The 26,141-nt window shown below is 70.9% G+C and carries 19 protein-coding genes; 9 read left to right on the top strand and 10 right to left on the bottom strand.

From position 1 onward, the window contains the following. Nucleotides 1-7 precede the first annotated feature (7 nt). A complete protein-coding gene (locus BXU09_RS15205) occupies nt 8-979 on the bottom strand; it encodes an ABC transporter substrate-binding protein (RefSeq protein WP_240501385.1) in 972 nt (323 codons plus the stop codon). Nucleotides 980-1,084: 105 nt separating this feature from the next. Here BXU09_RS15205 and BXU09_RS15200 point away from each other — a divergent pair, with 105 nt between their 5' ends. Both BXU09_RS15200 and BXU09_RS15195 read left to right on the top strand, forming a co-directional pair. Next, a complete protein-coding gene (locus tag BXU09_RS15200; RefSeq protein WP_078305194.1) occupies nt 1,085-1,552 on the top strand; it encodes an MgtC/SapB family protein in 468 nt (155 codons plus the stop codon). Nucleotides 1,553-1,727: 175 nt separating this feature from the next. Next, the gene (locus tag BXU09_RS15195; protein WP_078305193.1) at nt 1,728-2,711 is read left to right on the top strand and encodes a GGDEF domain-containing protein; all 984 of its coding nucleotides are present in this window, start codon (nt 1,728-1,730) and stop codon (nt 2,709-2,711) included. Between the two features lie 34 nt (nt 2,712-2,745). Here BXU09_RS15195 and BXU09_RS15190 read toward each other — a convergent pair whose 3' ends face one another. Both BXU09_RS15190 and BXU09_RS15185 read right to left on the bottom strand, forming a co-directional pair. Beyond that, nucleotides 2,746-4,815: a S8 family serine peptidase gene (locus tag BXU09_RS15190; RefSeq protein WP_078305192.1), complete on the bottom strand. Its 2,070-nt coding sequence runs from the start codon at nt 4,813-4,815 to the stop codon at nt 2,746-2,748. Nucleotides 4,816-4,882: 67 nt separating this feature from the next. Continuing rightward, the gene (locus tag BXU09_RS15185) at nt 4,883-6,901 is read right to left on the bottom strand and encodes an Ig-like domain-containing protein (RefSeq protein ID WP_078305191.1); all 2,019 of its coding nucleotides are present in this window, start codon (nt 6,899-6,901) and stop codon (nt 4,883-4,885) included. A gap of 548 nt (nt 6,902-7,449) precedes the next feature. Here BXU09_RS15185 and BXU09_RS15180 point away from each other — a divergent pair. After that, nucleotides 7,450-9,582, top strand: a complete 2,133-nt coding sequence (locus tag BXU09_RS15180) for a molybdopterin-dependent oxidoreductase (RefSeq protein WP_078305190.1) — start codon at nt 7,450-7,452, stop codon at nt 9,580-9,582. 143 nt (nt 9,583-9,725) lie between these two features. On the opposite strand, the gene BXU09_RS15175 is transcribed toward BXU09_RS15180, so the two are convergent. The 3 genes from BXU09_RS15175 to BXU09_RS15165 all read right to left on the bottom strand — a co-directional run bounded on the left by BXU09_RS15175 (nt 9,726) and on the right by BXU09_RS15165 (nt 13,555). Further along, a complete protein-coding gene (locus BXU09_RS15175; RefSeq protein ID WP_078305189.1) occupies nt 9,726-10,712 on the bottom strand; it encodes a type I phosphomannose isomerase catalytic subunit in 987 nt (328 codons plus the stop codon). A 68-nt stretch (nt 10,713-10,780) separates the two neighbouring features. Then, entirely contained in the window at nt 10,781-11,785 is a 1,005-nt protein-coding gene (locus BXU09_RS15170; RefSeq protein WP_078305188.1) for an aldo/keto reductase, read from the bottom strand. Between the two features lie 120 nt (nt 11,786-11,905). Next, nucleotides 11,906-13,555: a long-chain-fatty-acid--CoA ligase gene (locus BXU09_RS15165; RefSeq protein ID WP_078305187.1), complete on the bottom strand. Its 1,650-nt coding sequence runs from the start codon at nt 13,553-13,555 to the stop codon at nt 11,906-11,908. A 312-nt stretch (nt 13,556-13,867) separates the two neighbouring features. Between BXU09_RS15165 and BXU09_RS15160 the strand changes: the two genes are divergently transcribed. Next, nucleotides 13,868-14,242: an HU family DNA-binding protein gene (locus BXU09_RS15160; RefSeq protein ID WP_078305186.1), complete on the top strand. Its 375-nt coding sequence runs from the start codon at nt 13,868-13,870 to the stop codon at nt 14,240-14,242. Between the two features lie 220 nt (nt 14,243-14,462). Here the strand turns inward: BXU09_RS15160 and BXU09_RS15155 are convergent, their stop codons facing one another. Beyond that, nucleotides 14,463-16,121 (bottom strand): FAD-binding dehydrogenase, encoded by a 1,659-nt coding sequence (locus BXU09_RS15155; RefSeq protein ID WP_078305185.1) that lies wholly within the window; start codon nt 16,119-16,121, stop codon nt 14,463-14,465. A gap of 351 nt (nt 16,122-16,472) precedes the next feature. Here BXU09_RS15155 and BXU09_RS15150 point away from each other — a divergent pair, with 351 nt between their 5' ends. Genes BXU09_RS15150 through guaD form a run of 4 tightly spaced genes read left to right on the top strand, consistent with a single transcriptional unit; the run spans nt 16,473 to nt 22,440 of the window. Further along, nucleotides 16,473-17,909 (top strand): FAD binding domain-containing protein, encoded by a 1,437-nt coding sequence (locus BXU09_RS15150; RefSeq protein ID WP_078305184.1) that lies wholly within the window; start codon nt 16,473-16,475, stop codon nt 17,907-17,909. After that, nucleotides 17,906-20,257, top strand: coding sequence for a xanthine dehydrogenase molybdopterin binding subunit (gene xdhB / locus BXU09_RS15145; RefSeq protein ID WP_078305183.1), 2,352 nt, complete (start codon nt 17,906-17,908; stop codon nt 20,255-20,257). Before BXU09_RS15150 ends, xdhB begins: the two co-directional genes overlap by 4 nt. Nucleotides 20,258-20,281: 24 nt before the next feature. After that, on the top strand, nt 20,282-21,136 hold the full coding sequence (xdhC, locus tag BXU09_RS15140; RefSeq protein ID WP_078305182.1) for a xanthine dehydrogenase accessory protein XdhC: 855 nt from the start codon (nt 20,282-20,284) through the stop codon (nt 21,134-21,136). Continuing rightward, nucleotides 21,133-22,440, top strand: a complete 1,308-nt coding sequence (gene guaD, locus BXU09_RS15135) for a guanine deaminase (protein WP_078305181.1) — start codon at nt 21,133-21,135, stop codon at nt 22,438-22,440. The genes xdhC and guaD overlap by 4 nt, the downstream gene beginning before the upstream one ends. Nucleotides 22,441-22,501: 61 nt before the next feature. On the opposite strand, the gene BXU09_RS15130 is transcribed toward guaD, so the two are convergent. The 3 genes from BXU09_RS15130 to BXU09_RS15120 are packed head-to-tail and all read right to left on the bottom strand — an operon-like array spanning nt 22,502 to nt 25,091. After that, nucleotides 22,502-23,377, bottom strand: coding sequence for a metal ABC transporter permease (locus tag BXU09_RS15130; RefSeq protein WP_078305180.1), 876 nt, complete (start codon nt 23,375-23,377; stop codon nt 22,502-22,504). Further along, the gene (locus BXU09_RS15125; RefSeq protein ID WP_078305179.1) at nt 23,377-24,153 is read right to left on the bottom strand and encodes a metal ABC transporter ATP-binding protein; all 777 of its coding nucleotides are present in this window, start codon (nt 24,151-24,153) and stop codon (nt 23,377-23,379) included. Before BXU09_RS15125 ends, BXU09_RS15130 begins: the two co-directional genes overlap by 1 nt. Beyond that, a complete protein-coding gene (locus BXU09_RS15120) occupies nt 24,150-25,091 on the bottom strand; it encodes a metal ABC transporter substrate-binding protein (RefSeq protein ID WP_276205848.1) in 942 nt (313 codons plus the stop codon). The genes BXU09_RS15125 and BXU09_RS15120 overlap by 4 nt, the downstream gene beginning before the upstream one ends. Before the next feature lie 99 nt (nt 25,092-25,190). On the opposite strand from BXU09_RS15120, the gene BXU09_RS15115 reads away from it, so the two are divergent. Next, the gene (locus BXU09_RS15115) at nt 25,191-26,141 is read left to right on the top strand and encodes an iron-siderophore ABC transporter substrate-binding protein (protein WP_078305335.1); all 951 of its coding nucleotides are present in this window, start codon (nt 25,191-25,193) and stop codon (nt 26,139-26,141) included.

Raw genomic sequence — 26,141 nt, 5'->3', positions numbered from 1 at the left:
GCCCGGCTCAGCGCAGGCGGTCGAGGATCAGGTTGGTGAGTTTGTTGCTGTGGTACACGCTCATGAGCGGACCGGTGTAGGGGTTGAAGTCGTCCGGGACGTACAGCACCGACTGGTCTTTCAGGCGCTGTCCGACGGCGGTTTTCAGGAAGGCGTCCGCGCCGTTGTAGCGCCCGCCGGGCGGGAACAGGATGACCAGGGTGTCCTTGCCCAGGCCCAGCAGCGCCTCGTCGCTGATGGCGGTGCCCACGCCGGCGGTCTTCGGGACGCTCAGGCCGTTCCTGAAGCCCAGCGCCTGCACTTCCGGGACGAGGCGCACGTCGGTGTACAGCCAGTTGCTGCCGCCGGTGAACGGCGCCAGGACGATGGCTTTCGGGTAGCGCTTCAGGATGCCGGCGGCGTTCAGTTTCTGTGCGTTGGTGCGGCCGGTCTGGGCGGCGGTGCGGATGGCGGTTTCGGCCTGCGCTTCCCGCCCGAACAGGCGGCCGAGGTCGCGGATGCCCTTCTGCCAGAAGCCCTCGCCGCCTTCCTTGTACGCGATGACCGGCGCGACGCGGCTGAGGCGGTCGTAGTTCTGGTTGCCGTCCCAGGTGAGGCGGACGATCAGGTCCGGTTTCAGCGCGGTGATGGTCTCCAGGTTGGGGGTCTGCCAGTCGCCGACGAAGGTGGGGTTTTTCAGGTTGACTCGGCCGTAGAAGCCACGTTCGAGCACCTCGGGTTTGATGCGGGTGCCGCTGAGGTCGGTGGGCGTGAAGTACGTGCTGCCGATGCCGACGACGCGGCTCTGCAGGCCGAGCGCGGCGAGCCAGCCGAGGGATTCCTCGTCCATGGCGATGATGCGCTGCGGGTTCTTCCTGAGGGTGGCGGTGCCCTCGTCGTGTTTGATGGTGACAGTGGCGGCGCTCTGCGCGAGGACGTGGCCCTGGGCGGTGAGGTACGCGCCGACGGTGAGCAGGAGGGGCAGGGGGAGTTTCTTCACGCCGTAATCCTGACTAAAAAGTCGGATTAGTCAAGTAATGGTGGATCTGTTCACTGTTCCGTCATATCCGGCGGCGCCCACTGCCGCTCCTTCCATACTCGGCGGATGGCGGACCCCCTGACCGACTTCTACCTGCTGCTGCGCGTCCTCGGAGCCTGCCTGCTGTGCGGCCTGATCGGCTGGGAACGCGAACTGTCGCAGAAAAGCGCCGGCATCCGCACCCAGATGCTCGTCGGCGGCAGCTCCGCCCTGTTCGTCGTTCTCGCCGAAGGGCTGATCCTGCAGTTCAGCGGCGACAGCGACTCCGTCCGCTTCGACCTCGTCGGCGTTCTCGGCGCCGTCGTCAGCGGCGTCGCCTTCCTCGGGGCCGGCACGATCTTCTCGTCCGGCAAGGAGCAGCGGCGCGGCCTGACCACCGCCGCCAGCCTGCTCGCCTCCGCCGGCATCGGCGTCGCCTGCGGCCTCACCCACTACGTCCTGGCGGTCGGTTCCACCCTGATCTTCCTGTTCGTCCTGAACACCGTCGGCCGCCTCAAGACCGACATGCTGCGCCAGGAGAAACCCGGCCCCTGATCCCCGCCCGGCCCCGCACCCGCACGTTGCATTCAGCGGCCGGACAGGCGACCATGGAGAGCACACGCACAGGAGGTGAACACCCGTCCGGTCCGCCGACCCCCACGCCCCGACCGCCGCCCGCCTCAGCGAACGCCGCCAGCGGCAGGCCCTGCAACTGCTGGCCGCGCTCGGCATGGCCGTGAACGGCGTGATCCTGCTGTACCTGTGGAGTCAGGCCGACCCCCAGCGGCAGGCCGGCCGCGCCCTCCCCGCCCTGCTGGTCTCCCTGACCCTGCTGACCCTGACCCTCTGGCCCCGCGTGACCCTGCACACCCTGCACCGCGTGAGTGTCCTGATCCTGCTCGCGTGGTTCGCCGCGAACATCCACAACCTCCTGCTCACCGCGCGGCCGGTCACGTCCGGTCTGCTGATCCACCTGATCCTGATCGCGCTGTTCTCGTTCACGTGGCTGACCGTGCGTCCCGCCGCGCTGCTCGTGGCCGGCGCGTACGCCCTGCTGATCGTGGCCGCCCTCGCCAGCCGCCAGCCGGACGTGCCGGGCGTCATCCTGACAGCCCTCACCCTGCCCGTCATCTGGTACCTCACCCAGCACGGCCTGACCGTCAACCGCGAACGCATCCGCAGCGATGCCCTGAGAACCCTGGCCACCACCGACCCCCTGACCGGCATCCTCAACCGCCGCGCCGGACAGACCGCCCTCGACACGGCCGTCACCGTCCACGCCCATCACCCGGACCAGCTGTGGGCGGCGCTGATCGACATCGACCACTTCAAACGCGTGAACGACGACCTCGGCCACCAGACCGGCGACACGGTCCTCATCGCCGTTGCCGGCCTCCTCCAGGCCGACCTGCCGCCGGGCGGCGCCGCCATCCGCTGGGGCGGCGAGGAATTCCTGCTGCTGCTGCCCGACCAGACCGGCGAACAGGCCCACACGCGCGTGCAGGACATGCTCGGTCACGTACGGGACCTGCGCCTGCCCGGCGTGCCGCCCGTCACGATCAGCGCCGGACTCGCCACCCTGCGTGAAGCGCCGACCACCCTCGCGCTGATCGACCTCGCCGACCGCCGCCTGTACGAGGCGAAAGCCGCCGGCCGCGACCGCCTGAGCGGCCCCCCCATCGCCGGTCACACCAGCGATACGGACTCGGATTGAACGGGCTTTGCAGCTCATTCAATCCGAGTCCGTATCAGTTGGTCTTGCTGAGTTTCAGGCGGTACTTGTTGAAGGGGCTGTCGTCGTCCTGCCCCTCGCTGATGTCGTAGCTGGTGACGGCCAGGAAGTAGTTGCCGTCGGCCGGCAGCGTGAAGTTCAGTTCGGAATCCGAATCCCCGGCGCCGCGGTCGTCATTGACTTCCAGGACCTTGCCGGTCGGGTCGAGCAGGTACACGAACGAGTCGAGCTGACCGCCGAACTGGATGCGCGCCTGCACCTCGGCGCGGATGGCGTCGCCGCTCTTGCCGCTGAAGGTGAACACGTCGAAGTCCTGGGGTTTGCCGTAGATGTACGCGGTCTGGGTGGTCTGTCCGTACGCGATGGGCGCGGCAGTCCCGAGGTCGTCGTTGGGTTCGTAGGGGTCGGTGGGGTTGGTGTCCACGAACGCGGCGGGCAGCAGCAGGCGCTTGTGGTCGGGCGCGGCGTAGGTGCTGCCGCTCGTGGCGGTCAGGGTGCCCACGAAGGTGCCGCGCTCGTCGGTCTTGCCGCCGGTGGTGCTCAGGTCGGGGCCGGCGATGTACAGGTCGTACGTGCCGGGCGCGATCTCGCTGAAGCGCACGTCGCCGTTCTCGTCGGTGGGGCTCAGGTACAGCGGGGTGGGGTCGTCGGTGGCGCCGGCGCGCATGCCCTGGCCGCGCAGGATCACGTCGCCCAGGATGCCTTTCTGGGTGCCGCTGCCGTTCACGTACGAGAGGTTCACGTGGACGTTCGCGCCGCGGGCGGGCAGGGCGGCGCAGTCGGTGAGGGTCTGCGCGATCTTCCCGGCGTCCAGCGCGCCCCAGCCGGTGTCACGGTCGAAGCCGGTGGGGTTGCTGCCGATGGCGCCGTTGGCGTTCAGTTCCATCACGCGGCGCACCTGGTAGGGCGTGGCGGCCGGGCATTTCTGCAGGATCAGCGCGGCCACGGCGGCCGTGTACGGCGACGAGAAGCTCGTGCCGGAGATCAGGGCGTACCCGCCGCCCTGCCAGGTGGGCCGGGCAAGCATGGTGTCCTGGCCGGGGGCGCTGCTGGAGATGTGACGGCCGGTGGTGCTGAACGTCACCTTGCGGTTGCTGCCGTCCAGCGCGCCGGACGCGATGATGCCGGGCAGGGCCGCCGGGTACTGGAATTCGTCGTGGTAGGAGTTGCCCATGCTGGCCACGACGGTCGTGCCGTTCGCCATGGCGTAGTCGAAGGCGTCCTTGACCGGCCCGAAGCTCACGCCGCCGCCCCAGGAGTTGTTGATGACCCGCGCGCCGTTGTTCGTGGCCCACACGGCCCCGAGCGCGATGTTGAAGCTGGAGTACCCGTCGGGGTTGAACATCACGACCGGCATCCACTTGGCTTCGTAGGCGAGGCCGACGATGCCCTCGCCGTTCTTCGCGGCGATGATGCTGGACGCCACGTACGTGCCGTGGTCGTTCTCGGGTTTCTGGAAGTACTTGGCCCATTCCGCCCCGTTGGTGTACGTCTTGGCCTGCGCGGGATCGAAGGCCTTCCCGGCCCAGTTGGGCGCGAGGTCCGGGTGGGTCACGTCGCCCGGATCGTCGATGACGGCCACCAGGACGCCCTTACCGGTCAGACCCTTGTCCCAGGCGGCCTTGGCGTTCAGGTGGCGGGGGTCGAGCGCGTACTGCGGCAGTTTGTCGAAGATCTGGTCGGCGCTGGCGGCCTGCGCGTTCAGGCCCGCCTCGGCAACGGGCGTGGGGTCGCCGCGCTGCGGCGTGACGACCACGTTCGCGCGGGCGTAGCGGACGCCGCTGACTTTCGAGCCGGTCCCGGCGACTTTCAGGGCGTCGCCCGGCACGCGGATCAGCGCGGTGCGGATCTCCGGGATGGTCCGGACGACCGTGCCGTTCATGGCGGCGGCGGCGGCGTTCAGGCCGGCCTGGGTGTCGTACCCGACGACGACCTCGTTGCGCACGTACTGCGTGGTGCCGGCGGTGGCGAGGTCGGTGTCGGCGGGTGCCGGCGCGGCGACGGGAGCGGCGGTCTGGGTGGAGCACGCGGCGAGCAGGGCGGTCAGGCCCAGCACTCCGAGGGTCAGTGGGAGGTTCTTACGCATCAGGGGGTTCCTCGCAGGGCAAAGTACGGTCGGGGCAGGTCGGAAGGGAGCAGAGAGCGCGCGGGCGTCACTTCTCGCCGGTGATGAAGTCCCAGTTGAGGTTCACGGGGCGCGTCTGGTTGATGGGCGCTTCCAGCGAGGACGGCCAGGTGAACACCGAGTACGCCGAGATGCGGTTGCCCTCGTCCGGGGCGTAGCGGTACGCGAAGCCGGAGTACATCTCCCACTTGTAGGGACGCAGGGGTTGCAGCGGCGTCGTCACGAACGAGTTCAGCGGGAGGCTGACGGTGTGCGCCGCCGTGTCCACGCTGGCGCGGCCGGGGTTGGTGGGCAGGTACCGGCCGCCGGTGTCGGCCAGGATGGACGCGGCCGTGGTGGGCGCCCCCAGGACCGGGCCGGTGCTCGTGAACACCAGGGACTGGCCGGGCGTGACGCCGTTCCCGCCGCTGCCGGTGCCTTCCTCGACGCGGATCAGGGCGTTCGAGGCCGTGCCGGGCAGGTTGTAGCCGCCCAGGGTCATCAGGTCGCGCAGGCGCAGGTTGAAGGCCGCGCCGTCCGCGCCGATGGCCGCCTGGTTGTGGCCCAGGACGAAGGTGGGGGTCAGGCTCACGCCGGTGGATTCGTCGGCGGGACCCTGGAAGGTCGGCGTGAACTGCGCCAGGGGCGTGGTCTTGCTGACGGTGCCCGGCACGCTGTTCGCGCCGCGCGCCACGACCCGGTACGTGAAGGTCTTGCCGACGCTCAGGTCGCTGCTGGTGTCCCGGAAGTTGTACGGGCGGGCCGCCTGGTTGGTGCTGCACGAGGTGCTGGCCGCGCCGCCGACCGTGCCGATCTTCTGGAAGGTCGTGCCGTCACCGGAACGCTCGATGTCGAACGCGAAGGGTTTGGCGGCCACGTTGGTGTAGCACCAGCGGACGTCCACGAACACGCCGCTGCCGTTCGGGGCGGCGTCCGGGGTGGGCGCGTCGTAGGGGGTGGTCCACGAGCCTTCCTGTTTCAGGGTGAAGGCAGTGGCGGCCACGCCGGTCGGGGCGGTGACGGTGTTCGCGGCGGCCGCGCCCGTGTTGATCAGGTTGATCGGCACGATGTAGCGCGAGTAGTTGTAGTTGTAGTCCACCGTCATGATTTCCAGGTAGACGCGCTCGCCCGCAGCGCTGCCGAACCCGGCGGTGAAGTTGCCGCTGGTGGTCACCTTGTCCGTGTCGATCACGCCGGTCTGATCCTGGGGCGGCGAGTAGTTCCAGTTGCTGGCGGTGGTCGAGCTGGTCACGCCGCCGCTGCCGGGCGTACGGCCCAGCTGCGCGTACATGATGCGGATCGGGCCGACGTGGTCGCTGGTGGGGGCGGTCTTGATGCGGAAGTCCACGTTGTCCGTGAAGGTCGCGCCCGCGATGGGGCTGCCGTCGGCGCGGGTGATGACCAGCGTGGCGGGGTTGGTGGTGGCGCTCGTCTCGAAGGCGGGGCGCTGCACGAGGCTCACGCTGGGCGTCTCGGTGCCCACCACGACGCCGTACAGGTCCGAGCCGGCCATGCCGGTCTTGCGGGCCCGGAGGTCGTAGGTGCCGGCGCTCAGGCCGCTGAGGGTGAAGGTGCCGTCCGCTCCGGTCGTGACGGTGCCCAGCACCGTGCCCGCGCGCGAGACAGTGATGGTGCTGCCCGCGACGGGCGCGCCGATGTTCTGGTCCACGACCGTGCCCCTGAGCGGGGCGGTGTTGGCGGTGATGGCGACCGTGACCTCGGTGCTGCCGCTGGCTTTATTCCCGGCGGCGTCGTACGCGGTGGCGGTGTAGGTGCGTTTGCCGTTGTTCACGGCGGTGACGCTGGTGGTGAACTCGAAGGGCGCGGTGGTGTCCTCGCTGATCTTGGTGCTGCCCTCGAAGAACTCGACGCGGGTCACGCCGGTGGCGTCCCTGGCGTCGGCTTTCAGGGTGAGGTTGTTGGCTGCCTCGGTCGTGACGGGGTTGGGCGTGGCGGTCAGGGTCACGGTGGGGGCGGTGGTGTCGCTGGGCGTGCTGGTGGTGCCGCAGCCGATCAGGAGGGTGCCGAGCAGAAGGGCAGAACCGACGGAGCTTGGTTTCAGGGCCATGGGGTGGGGTGACTCCTTGATGAGGGCGCGTGACGAAGGACAGGGAATGGCCGTGCCGGTCCAGGTCCGGGCGCGCGGACTGAACACGGGGTATAGACGGCCAGTTTTCAGAACAGGGAGGTCCGTGTGGGACTCCTGAGAACACAGGCCGAATCATGTATGACTCGTGAGGTTGAGCCTACGGGGGTGGGGGGGGGTGGGTCAAGCCGAACTGTCAATGTGTCAGATGCGTGTCGGCTGGCCTGCCTAGACCGGGGGCCTGCCCTCAGAACGCCGGATTCGTGTGGTCACTACCAGAGGTGAGGGGAGATTCACCGTGACAGGGCATGTTTCTTTTCTGAGTGGCCTGGTCCGGCACTCCCGGTCCCACCGCACATGAAGAGTTCCTAAATCCCATGCCCCAGCGGGCTGTCCCACATGCCGGGCCGACTGGGGGTGGCATACTGAACCCAGTCCACAATTCAGCGCCCAGGCAGCCCCGGCCCCCACCGCCGACCCTCTCCTGCCCTCAGCCGGTCCCCGCGACCGGACCCCACGGAGGCTCCCTCATGCTCGCAACCGATCCCACCCACCCGTACCCCAGCCCCCCCGCCCCCGACGGCATCCACTACCGCGCCTGCAACCTCTGCGAGGCCATCTGCGGCCTGAAGATCACCGTGCAGGGCGGCCGCGTCACCGACGTGCGCGGCGACCCCGACGACCCCCTGAGCCGCGGCCACATCTGCCCCAAGGGCACGGCGCTACCCGACCTGCACGCCGACCCCGACCGCCTGAAAACCCCCATGCGCCGCGTCGGGGACCGCTGGGAATCCATGGAATGGGACGCAGCCCTCGATTACGTCGCCGCGCAACTCCGGGCCGTGCGGGAGCAGCACGGCGCCGACGCCGTCGCCACCTTCCAGGGTAACCCCAGCGTGCACAACAGCGGCACGCTGCTGTCCGCCGGGGCGTTCCTGAAGGCCCTGGGCAGCCGCAGCCGCTACACCGCCACCAGCATCGACCAGCTGCCCCACCACTTCGCCGGGGCCGAGATGTTCGGGCACCCGCTCATGCTGCCCATCCCCGACGTCGACCGCACCGACTTCTTCCTGATGATGGGCGCCAACCCGCTGGCCAGCAACGGCAGCATCATGACCGCGCCCGGCATCCGCGACCGCCTGAAAGCCATCCGCGCGCGCGGCGGCCGCGTCGTGCTGCTCGACCCGCGCCGCACCGAGAGCGCCGAGTACGCCACGGACTTCCACCACATCCGCCCCGGCACCGACGCCCTGTTCCTGCTGGCCCTGCTGAACGAGGTCTTCGCCAGCGGCCTGGAACGCACCGCGCACCTGGGCGGCGTCATGACCGGCCTGGATGCCCTGAAAACGGCCGCCGCGCCCTTCACGCCCGAGGCCGTGGAGGCCCGCACGGGCGTCAGCGCGGGCGTGACCCGCGAACTCGCCCGCGCCTTCGCCACCGCGCCCCGCGCCGCCGCGTACGGCCGCATCGGCCTGAGCATCCAGGAATTCGGCGGACTGTGCCAGTGGCTCGTGAACGCCCTGAACGCCGTCACCGGCCACCTGGACACCGAGGGCGGCGCGATGTTCCCCGCGCCCGCCTTCGACCTGCTCGCCGGCGCGAAAGCTGGCGCGACCCACCACGGCCGCCACCACACCCGCGTGCGCGGCCTGCCGGAATTCGACGGTGAACTCCCGAACGTCGCCCTGGCCGAGGAGATCCTGACGCCCGGCGAAGGCCAGATCCGCGCGCTGATCACGGTCGCCGGGAACCCCGTCCTGTCCGTTCCGGACGGCGCCGCCCTGGACCGCGCCCTGTCAGGCCTGGACTTCATGGTCAGCATCGACCCGTACCTGAACGAAACCACCCGCCACGCGCACGTGATCCTGCCGCCCGCCTTCGGGCTGGAAGTCCCGCACTACGACGTGATCTTCCACCACTTCGCCGTGCGCAACACCGCCCGCTACTCCCAGCCGGTCTTCCCGATCCGCCCCGACCAGCGCTTCGACTACCAGATCTTCGACGGCCTCGTGCAGCGCCTGACCGGCAAGGCCCTCGCCACGCCCGAACAGCGCCTGGGCGCCGGCCTCGCGCACGGCCGCAGCGGCCTGACCCTGGACGACCTGAAAGCCAATCCGCACGGCGTGGACCTCGGCCCGCTGCAACCCTGCCTGCCCGGCCGCCTCCTGACCGCCACCGGCGAGCTGCACCTCGCGCCCGCCCCCATGCTCGCCGACCTGCCCCGCCTGCAGGCCACCCTCGACCAGACGCCCGAACCCCTGGTCCTGATCGGCCGCCGGCAGCTGCGCAGCAACAACTCCTGGATGCACAACACGCCCCGCCTGATGCGCGGCCCCGACCGCTGCACCGTGCAGCTCAACCCCGCCGACGCCCAGGGCCTCGAACACGGCCAGACCATCCTGATCCGCTCCCGCGTCGGCGAGATCACCGCGCCACTGGAAATCACGGACACCGTCATGCCCGGCGTCGCCTGCCTCCCCCACGGGTTCGGCCACGCCCGCGGCGGCACCCGCCTGAGCACCGCCGCCCAGCACGCCGGAGCCAGCCTGAACGACCTGACCGACCCCACGCGCATCGACGCCCTGACCGGCAACGCCGCCGTGAACGGCACACCCATCACCGTCCATGCCACCGAGCAGGTGGGGGAGAGCGCCGCCGACTGACGGACCGGGCGCAGGAAGTAGGAAGTGGATGGGCGGCGGACCTCCGCCCCGGTCACTCCCTACCGCAACCCCCCCCGGGAACGATGCGGAGGCCCCTGGCAGATCACGCCGGGGGCCTCCGCTCAGGCTTGAGGTCGGTTCGTTCAGCCCCGTGAGGAGCCGTTGCCCCCGCTCTCCGCTGTCCCCTGGCCCGGCTGCGCGACAAGCGCCCGCCCGTGCCCGTCGAGGCGGTACGGGCCGGTCGCGGCGGGAATCAGGGCGGTCTGGTGCGTGCCGAGGGTCAGGGTCTCGCTGCCGGCGCGAAGGGTCAGGGTGCCGCTCACGACCGTCACCAGAGCGAAGCGGCCCCCGGTGTTCTGCTCGATCCCGCCCGTGATGCCGGTCAGCGTGAACTGCTCGCAGCGGACCAGTTCACCGAGTCCGCCGGTCTGCGCGGCGGTCCGCAGCTGCCCCTGCCGGGCCGGGTCGGTCACGGCGACGCTCTCCTCGAGGTGCAGGGCGCGGCCGGCGCTGGCGGGGCGGTCCCAGTCGAACACGCGGTACGTGGTGTCACTGGCCTGCTGCACCTCGTACAGCAGCAGCCCTGGCCCCAGGGCGTGCAGGGTGCCCGCCGGGATGAACAGCGTGTCCCCCTCGTGCGGCTGGTGGCGCTGGCTGAGGTCCAGGATGCCGCCCCCCCGGATGGCGTCCGCCAGGGCCTGCGGGGTCGTGCCGGGCTGCACGCCGGCCAGCAGCTCCGCGCCGGGCTCGACGTGCAGGAAGTGCCACGCCTCGGTCTTGCCGCGTTCGCCGGGGCCGACCATCTCGCGGGCCTGTGCGTCGTTCGGGTGAACCTGCACGCTCAGCCAGTCGCGGCAGTCGAGCAGCTTGATCAGCAGCGGAAAGCCGTCCTGCGCGGTCTGCCCGGCACCCAGCAGCGCGGCCGGGTGCGCGGCCAGCAGGTCGGCGACCGTCTGACCGGCCAGGGGGCCGCCGCTCACGACGCTCTGCCTGTCGGCCATCCAGGCCTCCCCGATGGGCGTGCCGTCCGGGGCGGGCGGGGCGAGGCGGTCCCCGCCCCACACCCGCGCCTGGTAGCGGGGCGTGAGCGGCAGGAAGGCGGGCAGGTCGGCGCTGGTCGGGTGGGTCATGGCAGGGTCCTTTCAGGAGCGGGAAGGGCAGAGGGGCGGGTGAGGATGCTGACGATTCTACCCGGCCCTTACGCGGGCGCGCCGCTCAGGATCGCCTCGATGGCGTTCAGTTCCGCGTCGGTCAGGGGCGGGGCGTTCAGGGCTCCGGCGGCGTCGGTGATCTGCTCGGGGCGGCTCGCGCCGATCAGGGCGCTCGTCACCTGCGGCCAGCGCAGCACCCACGCCAGCGCCAGTTGCACCAGCGTCTGCCCGCGCGCGGCGGCCACGTCGTTCAGCGCGCGGACCTGCGCGACCCGCTCCGGGGTCACGGCGTCTGTTTTCAGGAACCCGGTGGCGCTCGCGGCGCGGGAATCGTCGGGAATGCCGTTCAGGTAACGGGTGCTCAGCAGGCCCTGCGCCAGCGGACTGAACACGATCGCGCCCACGCCCTCGTCCTCCAGCGCGCCGGGCAGACCGTCGGGTTCCAGCCAGCGGTTGAACATCGAGTAACTCGGCTGGTTCAGCACGAACGGCGTGCCCAGCTCCCGCAGGATGGCGGCCGCCTCACGCAGCCGCGCCGCCGGGTAGTTGCTGACGCCCACGTACAGCGCCCGCCCGCTGCGCACGATCTGGTCGAGCGCCCCCATGGTCTCCGCCAGCGGCGTGTTCGGGTCCGGGCGGTGGTGGTAGAACACGTCCACGTACTCCAGGCCCAGCCGCCTGAGGCTCGCGTCGCACGACGCCAGCAGGTACTTGCGGCTGCCCCAGTCGCCGTACGGGCCGGGCCACATGGTGTACCCGGCCTTGCTGGACACGATCAGCTCGTCCCGGAACGGCGCGAGGTCGCCGCGCAGCAGCCGCCCGAAGGTCTCCTCGGCGCTGCCGGGCGGCGGCCCGTAATTGTTCGCCAGATCGAAGTGCGTGATCCCGGCGTCGAAGGCCGTGCGGACCATCGCGCGGGCGTTCTCGAAGCGGTCCACGCCGCCGAAGTTATGCCATAGGCCCAGCGACACGGCCGGCAGCAGCAGGCCGCTGCGGCCCGCGCGGCGGTAGGGAAGGGCCTCGTAACGCTGCGGATTCGGTTGGTAGGTCATGCAGGGCACCTCGCGAGGGTGGGGAAGTGGAGCCGGACGGACGCCCATTCTGACAGCGGAGGAGCGCGTCCCGGTGGTCGTGACCGGGACGCGCTCTTCACCTGCTCTGGCTGTGGGTGTTCAGGAGGCCGTTGGGGCGCGCGCGGCCTCCTGCAACTGCCGCCACGCGACCTTCCCGGTGGGGCTGCGCGGCAGGCTGTCCACGAACTGCCAGTCACGCGGGACCTTGTAGGTGGCCATCTGCTCGCGCGCCCAGGCTTCCAGTTCAGCGGGCGTGGCGCTCATGCCGGGGCGCAGCACGACCAGCGCGCGGGCGCGTTCGCCGCTGCGTTCGTCCGGCACGCTGATCACGCAGGCTTCCTGAATGGCGGCGTGGCCGTGCAGCAGGTTCTCGACCTCGGCCGGCCAGACCTTCATGCCGGACACGTTCACCATGCGCTTCAGGCGGTCCGCGAAGTAGAAGTACCCCTCGTCGTCCATGTACCCCAGGTCGCCCGTGCGGAAGAACTGCTGCCCGCCGATGTCCATGAACGCCTCGGTGGTCGCGTCGGGGCGGTTCCAGTAGCCCTGCATGACCTGCGGCCCCCGGATCACGATCTCGCCCGTCTGCCCGGCCGGGAGTTCCTGCCCGGTCTCGATGTCCACGATGCGGGAATCCACGTTGAACAGCGGAATGCCCAGGCACTGCAGTTTCTGCCGGCCCTTGGGGTTGCTGTGCGACTGCGCCATCGTCTCGGACAGGCCGTACCCTTCAAGGAACATGATGCCGGTCAGGTCCAGCAGCCGCTGGCCGACCGACGCGGGCAGGCTGGCGCCGCCGCCCGTGACGCTGCGCAGCGACCCCAGGTCCGCCGGGTCGAAGTTCGGGGAGGCCATCAGGTCGATGACCATGGTGGGCGTGTTCGTCCAGAGCGTCACGCCCTGCTCGCGGATCAGCGTGCGGGCCGCGTCGCGGTCCCAGCGGGACATGATCACGACCCGCGCGCCGCTGCTCACGGCGCCCATCAGCGAGTTGATGAAGCCGGTCACGTGGAAGAACGGCAGGGCCGCCAGGAACACGTCCTCGACGCTGCTGTCCACCCACACGCCCGCGCCGAACACGTTCGCCTGCACGCTGCGGTGCGTGTGCATGCAGCCCTTGGGCAGCCCGGTCGTGCCGGACGTGTACGGCATGATGCACAGGTCGTCGGCACTCACGTCCGCCATCGGGACCGGCGCGGCCTGGAGCGCGGTTTCCAGCGTCACGTCGCCGCCCTGCACCTCCGGCTCCAGGTCCAGGCCGTCCGGCAGCGCCACACCGGCCCGGGCGGCGTCCGTGCCGCGCATGACGTTCGCCACGACCGCGTGCGCCAGTCCGCCCTGCTTGGCCCGCTCGTACAGTTCCGCGCCGACCACGCCCACGCGGATCCCGGCGTCCTGCAGGAAGAACCCGAACTCGCGGGCCTGCAGCATGGGGGCCAGCGGCACCACGACCGCGCCCAGGTGCCACGCGGCGAAGGCACTGATCACCCAGGCGGGGCTGTTCTGCATCCACACGGCCACGCGGTCGCCCTTGCCGACGCCCTGCGCGGCGAGATGCCCGGCGAGATGTTCGGCCTGCTCACGCAACTCGCGGTACGTGATCTCGCGGCCGTAGTGCCACAGCGCCACCTTGTCCGGGTAACGGTCGGCGGACACGTGCAGGCTGTGCATCAGGCCGGTGGCGGGCAGCGTCAGGGACCGGGGTTTCCCGGCGGGCCAGTAGCGGGTAGGAGCAGGAGCAGTCGTCATAGGAGCCTCCGTGGCAGTGAGACGGCGGCCCCCTGGGTCCAGGTAACGCGGGTGGACCGCCGAAAACAGGTTGTGGGTGAACCGAGTGTAGCGCAGCGCGGCGCCCCGGCAAGCCCGGTTCGTCTGCCCAGGTGGCCGGACCGGGCGTGAGGCGACCTTCATACACTGGAAGTGACGTGCCACACGCCCGAATTCCGCAGATCGGAAAAAGCGCGTGTGGCAGGGCGTTTTCGCCTTACGTGACTGCGGAAGGGCGTGCTGGCGGGCATTCCTGGCCCCACTCCCCCCTTCCCAAGGGCGCGGCGGTATGTCATGCTGCTCACCATGACGAAAAAGTCTGCTAAAGCCCCCGCCAAGAAGCCCGCTGCCAAGGCCGCTCCCGCCGCCAAGGCCGCCCCCAAGGCCGAGAGCACCAAGGTCGCCAAGACCCAGCTCGTGGAAATGGTCGCCGACAAGACCGGCCTGACCAAGAAGCAGAGCGAGGAAGCCGTCAGCGCCATGCTGGACGTCATCGTGGGCGCCATCAAGGGCGGCCAGAGCGTCGGCCTGCCCGGTCTGGGCACCCTGAGCGTCAAGGCCACCGCCGCCCGCACCGGCGTCAAGCCCGGCACCAGCGAGAAGATCCAGATTCCCGCCGGCAAGAAAGTGGCCTTCAAGGTCGCCAGCACCCTCAAGGGCAACCTGTAAGAAACGGCCTGACCGTTTGAAGGGAGGCGCGGCCACTGCGGCCGCGCCTCCCTTTTTGTGGGTTTCATACGGATTCCGTTTGTTTCGCCAACAATCCGGAACTTCACCGGATTGCCGGCTCCACGTCCGGAACCCGTTTCTCTCTTACTCGCATCCGCTCGGATTGAATGGGCTGCAAAGACCATTCAATCGGAGTCCATATCAGCTGATGGGAGTGGCGCTACACGGCCCCGGCGGCGGCGCGGCCCGCGATCCGGCCGCTGAACAGGCAGCCGCCCAGGAAGGTGCCTTCCAGCGCGCGGTAGCCGTGCAGGCCGCCGCCGCCGAAGCCCGCGACCTCGCCCGCCGCGTACAGGCCGGGAATGGGCTGCCCGCCGTGCCCCAGCACGCGCGCGCTCAGGTCGGTTTCCAGGCCGCCGAGGGTCTTGCGGGTCAGGATGTTCAGTTTCACGGCGATCAGCGGGCCGCTCTGCGGGTCCAGCAGCGGGCCCGGTTTCACGACGCGCACCAGTCGGTCGCCCAGGTAGGCGCGGGCGCCGCGCAGCGCGGTGATCTGCGGGTCCTTCCCGAAGGGGTTGGCCAGGGCCGCGTCGCGCGCGTGAATCTCGCGGCGGACCTGTTCGGGGTCCAGCAGGCCGTCGCCGGTCAGGTCGGCCATGCCGCGCAGCAGCTCGTCCAGAGTGTCGCGGACCACGAAGTCCTCGCCCCGGTCCATGAAGGCCTGCACGCTGGGTGACACGCGGCTGCCCACGCGGCCCAGCGTGGCGCGGATGTCCCGTTCGGTCAGATCGAGGTTCTGCTCTGAGCCGCTGAGCGTGAATTCCTTCTTGATAACCGCGCGGTTCAGCACGAACCACGTGTACGGCCAGCCCTGCGTGGTGATGTGCGTCAGGGTGCCCAGCGTGTCGAAGCCCGGCGCGTGCGGGTACGGCAGCCGCTCGCCGCCCGGGGAGAGCCACAGGCTGCTCGGCCCCGGCAGCACGCGGATGCCGTGCCCCTTCCAGATGGGGTTCCAGTTACGCAGGCCCTCGGTGTAGTGCCACATGCGGTCCGGGTTGATCAGGTTCGCGCCCTGCGCGTGCACCGTCTGCTGCAACTGCCCGTCCACGTGCGCCGGCACGCCCGCCACCATGAACGCCGGGGGTTCACCCAGCCGCTCGCGCGGCCAGTTGCGGCGCACCAGCTCATGGTTCCCGCCGATCCCGCCGGACGTCACGATGACCGCCCCGGCCCGCAGGTCGAAGTCCCCGACGATCACGCGGGAACTCGCCTCGCCGCGCGCGACCGCCGAGGGCTCCAGCACGTCGCCGCGCACGCCTGCCACGGCCGGACCGTCGAACACCAGTTCCCGTACCCGGTGCCGGAAGTGCGCGCGGATGCGCCCGGACTGCAGGTGGGCACGCACGCGCCGCTCGAACGGCTCGACCACGCCCGGCCCGGTCCCCCAGGTGATGTGGAAGCGCGGGACGCTGTTGCCCGGTCCCAGCGCGCCCTGCCCGCCCCGCTCGGCCCAGCCGACCACCGGGAACAGTTTCAGGCCCTGCGCGGCCAGCCACGAGCGTTTCTCGCCCGCCGCGAAGTCCACGTACGCCTGCGCCCACTGCCGGGGCCAGTGATCCTCGGGCCGGTCGAAACCGGCGGTGGTCATCCAGTCGCTCAGGGCCAGTTCACGGCTGTCGCGGATGCCCAGGCGGCGCTGCTCGGGGCTGTCCACCAGGAACAGGCCCCCGAACGACCAGAAGGCCTGCCCACCCAGGTTCTGCTCGCCCTCCTGATCCAGCAGCAGCACGCGCTTTCCGGCGTCGGCGGCCTCGGCGGCGGCGACCAGTCCGGCCAGTCCGGCTCCCACCACGATGATGTCTGCGTTCGGTTCGCTCATAGGTTCTCCCTGGGTTCAGGGCGGGCCTTCCTGCGCCCGCCGGGTGTGTGGTGCCGCGTGGCGCGGCCGGATTCGGAACGCCGCCATTGTGCCGCAATTCGCGCTGTTCTGTACCGGGTTCACTGGACGACCCGGCCCCTTTCCTGCCCAGACGAGCGGCGTGCGCCACTGCGGCCCTTGCCTTATGCTGGGTGGGTACCCAATCAGGCCGTTGTTCTGCATGGATAACCAGCGGCCCGCCCCCGACTCCGCGTCCGGCGTGAACCATGCGTCCGCCCCTGAAGGCCTTCAGGCTGGTGGGCGCTGTCCGCCGGGTGTTTCCCACCGCACGAAGGGTGGTCAAGGAGCGACATGCAGACAGTGAACCTGACCGTGAACGGCCAGCCGCGCGAGGTGCCCGCCGGAGCGCACACGAATCTCCTGAACACCCTGCGGTCCCAGGGCCTGACCGGCTGCAAGGAAGGCTGCGCCGAGGGCGAGTGCGGCGCGTGCGCGGTCCTGATCGCCCGCGATGACGGGCAGGGCGGCACCCGCTGGGACAGCGTGAACGCCTGCCTGGTGACGCTGGCCGCCGTGGACGGCGCGCAGGTCGTGACCGCCGAGGGCCTGGGCTCGCCCGCCGCGCTGCACCCGGCGCAGCGGGAACTGGCGGTGCGGGGCGGCTCGCAGTGCGGGTACTGCACGCCGGGCTTCGTGGTCAGCATGGCCGCCGAGTACCTGCGCCCGGACCGCGTGGACGGCCAGCACGGCGCAGCTAACGGCTTCGACCTGCACGCGCTGAGCGGGAACCTGTGCCGCTGCACCGGCTACCGCCCCATCGCGGACGCCGCGTACGCGCTGGGCACGCCGGACGCCGCTGACCCCCTGGCTGCGCGCCGCGCCGGGCCCGCCCCGGCCCCGCGCCCCACGGCCCTGAACGCCCCGGACGGCGCGTTCCACCGCCCCGCGACCCTGGCTGAAGCCCTGAACCTGCTCGCCGCGCACCCGGACGCGAAGGTACTGTCTGGCGGCACCGACTGGGGCGTGGAGGTGAACCTGCGCCACGCGCGGGCCGCCGTGACCGTCGCCGTGGATCACCTGCCGGAACTGCGGGTGTTCGAGGAGCGCGCGGACTCGCTGCTGCTGGGCGCAGGCCACAGCCTCAGCGAGCTGGAACGCCGCCTGGACGGGCGCGTGCCGCTGCTGGCCGGGTGGTTCCCGCAGTTCGCTAGCCGCCTGATCCGCAACTCTGCCACGCTGGGCGGCAACCTGGGCACCGCGTCGCCCATCGGGGACAGCCCGCCCGCGCTGCTGGCGCTGGACGCCTCGGTGCAACTCGTCGGCCCCGGCGGCGTGCGCGAGGTCGCGCTGGCCGACTACTTCACCGGCTACCGCCAGACGGTGCGGCAGCCGGGCGAACTGATCGCCGCCGTGCGGATTCCGCTGCCGCTCTCGCCCCTGACCGCCTTCCACAAGATCGCCAAGCGCCGCTTCGACGACATCTCCAGCGTGGCGGTGGGGTACGCGCTGGACGTGCAGGGCGGCGTGGTCACGCGCGCCCGCATCGGCCTGGGCGGCGTGGCCGCCACGCCCCTGCGCGCCCATGAAACCGAGGCGGCGCTGGAGGGGCAGCCCTGGACGGAAGCGACCGTCCGGACAGCTGCGCGCCTGCTGGGGCAGACCGGCACGCCTCTGAGCGACCACCGCGCCAGCGCCGCCTACCGCGCCGCGATGCTGGAACAGAGCCTGCTGAAATTCTGGTTCGAATCGCAGGACACCGCCATGCAGGCACAGGAGGTGGGCGCATGAGCCTGCACGAACGCCCGGACGCCGCGCCCGTGGGCGAGGCCATTCCGCATGAGAGCGCCGCGTTGCACGTCACCGGGCACGCGCTGTACACCGACGACCTGGGCGTGCGGCTCCAGAACCTGTTGCACGCGTGGCCGGTCGGGTCGCCGCACGCGCACGCCCGCGTGACGGGCCTGGACACGCAGGCCGCACTGGCCGTGCCGGGCGTCGTGCGCGTACTGACCGCCGCCGACGTGCCCGGCGTGAACGACGCGGGCGTCAAGGGCGACGAACCGCTGTTCCCCACGGTCGCCATGTACCACGGCCACCCGGTCGCGTGGGTGCTGGCCGACTCCGAGGACGCCGCCCGTCTGGGGGCCGCCGCCGTGCAGGTCAGTTACGAGCCGCTGCCGTCGGTCATCACGGTCCGCGAGGCCATCACCGCCGGGGCCTTCCAGGGCGCGCAGTCCACCCTGGCGCGCGGCGACGTGGCGGTCGGCTTCGCGCAGGCCGCGCACGTGTTCACGGGCGAGTTCGACATCGGCGGGCAGGAGCACTTCTACCTCGAAACGAACGCCGCGCTCGCGCACGTGGACGAGGCCGGGCAGGTCTTCATCCAGTCCAGCACGCAGCACCCGACCGAGACGCAGGAAATTACCGCGCACGTCCTGGGCCTGCCGTCCAGCCATGTGACCGTGCAGTGCCTGCGCATGGGCGGCGGCTTCGGCGGCAAGGAGATGCAGCCGCACGGCTACGCGGCGGTCGCGGCGCTGGGTGCGACCCTGACCGGGCGGCCCGTCCGGCTGCGCCTGAACCGCACGCTGGACATGACCCAGACCGGCAAACGCCACCCGTTCCACGCGGCGTGGAAGGCCGGGTTCGACGCCGACGGCCGCTTCACGGCGCTGGAGGTCACCCTGACCAGCGACGGCGGCTGGAGCCTCGACCTGTCCGAACCGGTCATGGCGCGCGCCCTGTGCCACCTGGACAACGCGTACTTCATCCCGCACGTCCACGCGCGCGGCCGGATCGCCCGGACGAACAAGACCTCGCAGACGGCCTTCCGGGGGTTCGGCGGGCCGCAGGGCATGCTGGTCACCGAGGACATCCTGGGCCGCGTGGCCCCGCTGCTGGGCCTGGACGCCCACGAGCTGCGGGCGCGCAACTTCTACCAGCCGGGCGAGGCGACCCCCTACGGCCAGCCGGTGCGGCACGCCGAGCGGATGCATGACCTGTGGGCGCAATTGCTGTCCCGCAGCGACTTCCGGGAACGGCAGGCGGAGGTCGCCGCGTTCAATGCCGCGCACCCGCACCGCAAGCGCGGCCTGAGCGTCACGCCGGTCAAGTTCGGAATCTCGTTCAACTTCACGGCGTACAACCAGGCGGGCGCCCTCGTGCACGTGTACAAGGACGGCTCGGTGCTGATCAACCACGGCGGCACCGAGATGGGCCAGGGCCTGCACACCAAGATGATGCAGGTGGCCGCCACCGCGCTGGGCGTGCCACTGTCCTCGGTGCGCCTCGCGCCGACCCGCACGGACAAGGTGCCGAACACCAGCGCCACCGCCGCCAGCAGCGGCGCGGACCTGAACGGCGGGGCGGTCAAGGACGCCTGCGACCAGATTCGCGCGAACCTCGCTGCCGTGGCCGCCGGAGCGCTGGGCGTGCACCCGGACGACGTGCGTTTCGAGGCCGGGCGCGTGTTCCCCATCGGGCATCCGGACCGCAGTCTGGACTGGAAGACCCTGGTGCACGACGCGTACCACCTGCGCACGCAGCTGTGGGCGGCGGGTTTCTACCGCACGCCGGGCCTGCACTGGGATCGCGTGGCGATGCAGGGCGAGCCGTTCAAGTACTTCAGTTACGGCGCCAGCGTCACCGAGGTCGAGGTGGACGGCTTCACCGGCGCGTACCGCGTGCGCCGCGCCGACCTGCTGCACGACGTCGGGGACAGCCTCTCGCCGCTGATCGACCTGGGGCAGGTCGAGGGCGGGTACGTGCAGGGCCTGGGCTGGCTGACCCTGGAGGAACTCCGCTGGGACGAGTCCGACGGCCCGAACCGGGGTCGCCTCCAGACCCAGTCGGCCAGCACGTACAAGTTGCCCAGTTTCAGCGAACTGCCCGAACAGTTCAACGTGGGCCTGCTGGAACGAGCCACGGAATCCGGCGTGGTGTACGGCAGCAAGGCCGTGGGCGAGCCGCCGCTGATGCTGGCGATCTCGGCCCGCGAGGCGCTGCGTGAGGCCTGCGCCGCCTTTGGCCCGCCCGGACGGACCACACCGCTGAACAGCCCCGCCACACCCGAGGCCGTGTACTGGGCGCTGCATGAGGCCCGCACCGCTCGGCATGAAGAGGTGCCCGGTGACTGACGCCTGCGCGCGCGGCGGTGGCGCGTGAACTGGCGCGAGGCCCTGAACGCCCTGCACGCGCGGGGCGAGGCGGGTGTGCTGGTCACGGTCGCCGCCGCGCGCGGGCACACGCCCCGCGAGGCCGGCGCGAAGATGCTCGTCACTGCCGAACACACCTGGGACAGCGTGGGCGGCGGGAACCTCGAGGCGACCGCCGTGGACCGCGCCCGCGCCCTGCTGGCGACCGGCGCGACCACACCGGACCTGCTGACGCTGCGCCTGACCGACCGCGCCGCCAATGACCACGGCCGCCAGTGCTGCGGCGGCGAGGTCACCCTACTCCTGGAACCCATGCAGGCCGCCCGCGCGCACGTCGCGGTGTTCGGCGTGGGGCACGTGGGCCTGGAACTCGCGCGGATCCTGTCGCGGCTGCCGCTGCACCTGCACCTCGTGGACTCGCGCGCCGCGCAGCTGACCCCGGAACGCCTGTCGGTCCTCTCGGGCGCCGCCGCGACCCTGCACGTCCATCACTCGCCCATTCCCGAAATGACCCTGCACGACCTGCCCGCCGGAACGCACCTGCTGGTCATGACGCACGATCACGCCGAGGACGCCGCCCTGATCGACGCCGCGCTGCGCAGGTCTGACCTGGGCTTCGTGGGCCTGATCGGCTCGGCCGCCAAGTGGATCCGCTTTCAGGCGCAACTGCGCGACCTGGGCCACCCGCCCGCCGCGCTGGCGCGCGTCACCACGCCCATCGGCCTGCCGGACCTGATCCGGGGGCCGCAGCGCAAGCACCCGGCGGTGATCGCACTGGCGGTCGCCGCGCAACTCCTCCCGCTCATTCAGGCGGCGCCTGCCCTCCCGACGCTGCCCGCCGCCCCAGAAAGGACCCCATGACCTCCCCCTCCACCGCCCCCACCCTGTACCGCGCCACCTACCTGCACACGCCCCGCAATCCCTTCACGCACCCGGACGCGCTGGACGCCCAGTCGGACGGCGGCCTGCTCGTCCAGGACGGCGTGATCCGCGCCGCCGGGTCCTTCGCGGACATCCGGGCCGCGCACCCGGACGCACCCGTCACCGACCTGCGCGGCGGCCTGCTGCTGCCGGGCTTCATCGACACGCACGTCCACTACCCGCAGGTGCGCGTGATCGGCGGGCTGGGCCTGCCGCTCCTCGACTGGCTCGACCAGTGCGCCCTGCCGGAGGAGGCCCGCATGGCCGACCTCGCCTACGCGCGCGGCGTGGCCCGCGACTTCATCGGCGGCCTGATCGGCGCCGGAACGACCACCGCGCTGGTGTTCGGCTCGCACTTCGCGGGCGCCGTGGACGCCTTCTTCGAGGAGGCCACCCGCACCGGCCTGCGCGCCGTGACCGGACTGGTCGTCAGTGACCGCCTGCTGCGTGACGAACTGCACACCACGCCCCAGCGCGCCTACGACGAGAGCCGCGCCCTGATCGAACGCTGGCACGGCGTGGGCCGCACCCTGTACGCCGTGACGCCCCGCTTCAGCCTGTCGGCCAGCGAGGGCATCCTGGACGCCTGCGCCGCCCTGATGCGCGACTTCCCCGGCGTGCGCTTCACCAGCCACATCAACGAGAACACCCGCGAGATCCAGACCGTGCGCGACCTGTTCCCCGGCGCCCGCGACTACCTCGACACCTACGAACGCGCCGGACTGGTCGGCCGTCACTCGGTCCTGGCGCACAACGTCCACCCGACCGACCGCGAACTGGGCGTCATGGCCGCGCACCGCTGCACCGCCGCGCACTGCCCGTGCAGCAACTCCGCGCTCGGCAGCGGCTTCTTCCCGCTGCGCCGCCACCTGGACGCCGGCGTGCACGTCTCACTGGGCAGCGACGTGGGCGGCGGCACCGGCTTCAGCCTGCTGAAAGAGGGATTGCAGGCGCACTTCATGCAGAACCTGATGCCCGGCGGCGTCCCCCTGAGCCCCGCCCACCTGCTGTACCTCGCCACGCTCGCCGGGGCCGAGGCGCTGGACCTGCCGCACACCGGGTCCTTCCAGCCGGGCCGCGCCTTCGACGCCGTGCACCTGAACCCCGCGCCCGGCACGCCCCTGGACGCCGTGTTCCGCCACGCCGCCAGCCCCGAACGCGCCCTGGCCGCCGCCTTCGCCACCGGCACGCCCGCCGACGTCGCCCGCGTCTGGATCGGCGGGGACACCGTCCTGGGCGGCTGAATCCAGAAGAGAGGCGCGCCCCCGGTCACTCCAGGGACGCGCTTTCTGTGTGATCGGATGTTCAGCTCTGCAACTCCGCCTCGCGTTCCAGGCGTTGCTGGCGGCGGCGGGCGAGCTGGCCGTGTTTCGGGGCGAACAGGAACGCCAGTCCGAACAGCACGCTCTGCGTCAGGACGATGCACGCGCCGGTCGCGCCGTCCAGGAAGTAACTGACGTACGTGCCGAGCAGGCTGGACAGCACGCCGGTCGCCACGGCCAGCCACATCATGCGGCTGAAGCGGTCCGTGAGCAGGTACGCGGTCGCGCCGGGCGTGATCAGCATGGCGACGACCAGGATCACGCCGACCGTCTGGAGGGCGCTGACGATGGTCAGGGCCAGGATGACCAGCAGCGCGGCGTACAGGAAGCCGGTGTTCAGGCCGATGGAGCGGGCGTGCGTGGCGTCGAACACGTACAGCAGCAGGTCGCGGCGCAGGATCAGGATGGCGCCCAGCGCGACGGCGCCCGCGATGACGGTCTGCCACAGTTCGTCCTGGCTGATGCCCAGCACGTCCCCGAACAGGATGTGCGACAGGTGCACGTCGCTGGACACGCGCGAGATCATCACGAGGCCCAGCGAGAACAGCGCCGTGAAGACCACGCCGATCACGGTGTCCTCCTTGACGCGCGAGCGGGACTGGATGAAGCCGATGGCGCTGACGCTGATCAGGCCGAACACGAACGCGCCGATCACGAACGGCAGGTTCAGCAGGTACGCCAGGACCACGCCGGGCAGCACGGCGTGCGATACGGCGTCGCCCATCAGGGACCAGCCCTTGAGGGTGATGAAGCACGACAGGACCGCGCAGACCGCGCCGACCAGCGAGGAGACCAGCAGGGCGCGCAGCATGAAGTCGTACCCGAGGGGGGCCAGCAGTGGGGTGAGCAGGGCGTCCATCAGCGGACCTCCGGGGCGCGCGCGGGAATGCGGGCCGGGTCGTGCAGCGGCGAGCGGCCCCCGAAGGTGAGGGCGAGGTTCTCGGCAGTGAGGATCTGCGCGGTCGGCCCGACCGTCAGGACGGTGCGGTCGGCGATCAGGGCCACGTCGTCGCAGAAGGTTTCCAGGGTGCCCAGGTCATGGGTGCTGACCAGGACGCTGCGGCCACTGCCCGCGAGGTCACGCAGCAGGCCCGTGATGGCCTCGCTGGTGCCGACGTCCACGCCGCCGAAGGGCTCGTCGAGCAGCAGCAGGCGGGCGTCCTGCGCCAGCGCGCGGGCAAGGAAGGCGCGTTTGCGCTGCCCGCCCGACAGTTCCCCGATCTGCCGTTCGGCGAAGTCGGTCATGGAGACGCGCGCCAGGGCGGCCTGCACGGCCTCGCGGTCGGTGGCGGACGGGCGGCGCAGCAGGCCCATGCGGCCCTGGCGGCCCATGGTGACCACGTCACGCACGCTGACCGGGAAGTCCCAGTCGACGTCCTCGGCCTGCGGGACGTAGGCGATCACGCCGGCCTTCTGCGCCTGCCGGACGGGCTGCCCGAACACCTGCACCTGCCCGCGCAGCGGCGGCAGGAAGCCCATGATCGTCTTGAACAGTGTGCTCTTGCCGGCGCCGTTCATGCCGACCAGACCGCAGATCCGGCCGGGTTGCAGGGTCAGCGTGGCGCTTCTCAGGGCGAGGCGGCCGCCGCCGTACGCGACGCTCACGCCCTGCACGTCCAGCGCGGGGGCGCTCAAGGCTGCCCCTGCGTGAGGCCCGCGAGGATGGTGTCGGCGTCCTTGCGTAGCAGGTCGAGGTAGGTGGGGACCTCGTCGGACAGCGAGTCCACGTGCAGGTCCCCGCCGTAGCGGGCGCCGGCCTCGGCGGCGACCTGCCGCATGCCCTTGTCGGGGACGGTGCTCTCGCAGAACACGGCGGGGATGCCCTGGGCGCGCACGCCGTCGATCACGGCGCGGATCTGGCGGGGTGTGCCCTGGCCTTCCTCGGCGTTGACGGGCCACAGGTACAGTTCCTTCAGGCCGTAGTCGCGGGCGAGGTAACTGAAGGCCCCCTCGCAGGTGACCAGCGCGCGGCGGTTCGGGGGCAGCTGGCCCAGCTGCGTGGAGAGCTGCTGGTCGACCTCGCGGATCTGCGCGGCGTAGGCGTCTGCGTTGGTCTGGAAGGTGTCGGCCCCGTCCGGGTCGAGGTCGGTCAGCGCCCGGCGGATGTTCTCGACGTAGATCAGGGCGTTTTTCGGGGACATCCAGGCGTGCGGGTTGGGTTTGCCGGCGTAGGCGTCGGCCGAGATGTTCACGGGTTCGATGCCCTCGGTCAGCGTGATGGTGGGGGCCTCGCTGTCCTGGGTGAAACGGGTGAACCAGCGTTCGAGGTTCAGGCCGTTGTTCAGGATCAGGTCGGCGTCCTGCGCGCGGATCAGGTCGCTGGGCGTGGGCTGGTACCCGTGGATTTCCGCGCCGGGCTTGGTGATGGACACGACCTCAATGCGGTCGCCGGCGACGTTGCGGGTCATGTCAGCCAGGATGGTGAAGGTGGTCAGGACGCGGGGGCGGTCGCCGGTGTCGGAACCGGTGTCGGTGCCCTGCGGGGTGGTCTGGTTGGTCTGTCCGGCCGGGCCGCAGGCGGACAGTGTGCCGGCCACGCACAGCAGAGCGGCGGAAAGCAGCAGCATCTTCATTTTTTTAGTCTTGCCTAAAAATTTCTGGAGGTCAAGCTGGGGCGGCATTTATCATTGATATACTTGACTAATCCGCTCGGATTACCTAGGGTGCAGTCCGTGAATCGCCTCCCGTCCCTCCTGGCCGCCCTGCTCGCCGCCGCCCTGACCGGCGCGGCCAGTGCCCAGACCAGTCCACAGACCAGCGCCTGCACCACCGTCACGCACGCCCTCGGGCAGACCTGCGTGCCGAAACTGCCCAAACGCATCGTCACCCTCGAATGGACCCACACCGAGAACCTGCTGGCCCTCGGCGTGCAGCCCGTCGGGGCCGCCGACCTGAGCGGCTACGCCCAGTGGGTCCGCGTGCCTGCCGCCCTGGGCGCCTCCGTGCAGGACGTCGGCACCCGCCAGCAACCCAGCCTGGAACGCATCCGCGCCCTGAAACCGGACCTGATCATCACCACCCGCCTGCGCGCCACGCAGAACTACGCGGCGCTGTCCGCCATTGCCCCCACCATCGCCTTCGACCCCTACGCCGGCGGCTCGCAGCTGGCCGAGATGCGCGCCACCTTCCAGACCACCGCCCGCCTGCTCGGCCGTGAACGCACCGCGCAGCAGGTCCTGAGCAACCTCGACGCCCGCCTCGACCGGGTCCGGCAGGACCTCAAACGCAGCGGCCGCGCCGGGCAGAGTTTCGTGTTCGCGCAGGCCTTCACCGCGCGCGGCGGCGCACCCACCCTGCGGCTGTTCACCGGCAACTCCATGCTCAGCGAACTCCTGACCCGCGTGGGCCTCGTGAACGCCTGGAAGGCCCCCGCGCAGCCGTACGGGTTCAGCGAGGTCAGCCTCGAGGCGCTCGCCGGCCTGAACACCACGCACTTCCTGTACGTCGCGCAGTCCGAGGACGACGTGTTCGGCGCGCCCAGCGTGCGCCCGCTGTGGCAGGCGCTGCCGTTCGTGAAGGCCGGCCGCGCCCACGCCCTGAACGAACGCACCTGGACCTTCGGCGGCCCCCTGAGCGCCCTGACCCTGACCGGCGAGATCAGCCGCGCCCTCAGCGGCCGCTGA

It is taken from the genome of Deinococcus sp. LM3 (assembly GCF_002017875.1).
Classification (GTDB): Bacteria; Deinococcota; Deinococci; order Deinococcales; family Deinococcaceae; genus Deinococcus.
This window is presented reverse-complemented; position numbering and strand designations above follow the sequence as displayed.

Coding starts and splice junctions, on each gene's coding strand:
- BXU09_RS15200 (WP_078305194.1), top strand. CDS start 1,085: ATGGCGGACCCCCTGACCGACTTCTACCTGCTGCTGCGCGTCCTCGGA.
- BXU09_RS15195 (WP_078305193.1), top strand. CDS start 1,728: ATGGCCGTGAACGGCGTGATCCTGCTGTACCTGTGGAGTCAGGCCGAC.
- BXU09_RS15190 (WP_078305192.1), bottom strand. CDS start 4,815: ATGCGTAAGAACCTCCCACTGACCCTCGGAGTGCTGGGCCTGACCGCC.
- BXU09_RS15185 (WP_078305191.1), bottom strand. CDS start 6,901: ATGGCCCTGAAACCAAGCTCCGTCGGTTCTGCCCTTCTGCTCGGCACC.
- BXU09_RS15180 (WP_078305190.1), top strand. CDS start 7,450: ATGCTCGCAACCGATCCCACCCACCCGTACCCCAGCCCCCCCGCCCCC.
- BXU09_RS15175 (WP_078305189.1), bottom strand. CDS start 10,712: ATGACCCACCCGACCAGCGCCGACCTGCCCGCCTTCCTGCCGCTCACG.
- BXU09_RS15170 (WP_078305188.1), bottom strand. CDS start 11,785: ATGACCTACCAACCGAATCCGCAGCGTTACGAGGCCCTTCCCTACCGC.
- BXU09_RS15165 (WP_078305187.1), bottom strand. CDS start 13,555: ATGACGACTGCTCCTGCTCCTACCCGCTACTGGCCCGCCGGGAAACCC.
- BXU09_RS15160 (WP_078305186.1), top strand. CDS start 13,868: ATGCTGCTCACCATGACGAAAAAGTCTGCTAAAGCCCCCGCCAAGAAG.
- BXU09_RS15155 (WP_078305185.1), bottom strand. CDS start 16,121: ATGAGCGAACCGAACGCAGACATCATCGTGGTGGGAGCCGGACTGGCC.
- BXU09_RS15150 (WP_078305184.1), top strand. CDS start 16,473: ATGCAGACAGTGAACCTGACCGTGAACGGCCAGCCGCGCGAGGTGCCC.
- xdhB (WP_078305183.1), top strand. CDS start 17,906: ATGAGCCTGCACGAACGCCCGGACGCCGCGCCCGTGGGCGAGGCCATT.
- guaD (WP_078305181.1), top strand. CDS start 21,133: ATGACCTCCCCCTCCACCGCCCCCACCCTGTACCGCGCCACCTACCTG.
- BXU09_RS15130 (WP_078305180.1), bottom strand. CDS start 23,377: ATGGACGCCCTGCTCACCCCACTGCTGGCCCCCCTCGGGTACGACTTC.
- BXU09_RS15120 (WP_276205848.1), bottom strand. CDS start 25,091: ATGAAGATGCTGCTGCTTTCCGCCGCTCTGCTGTGCGTGGCCGGCACA.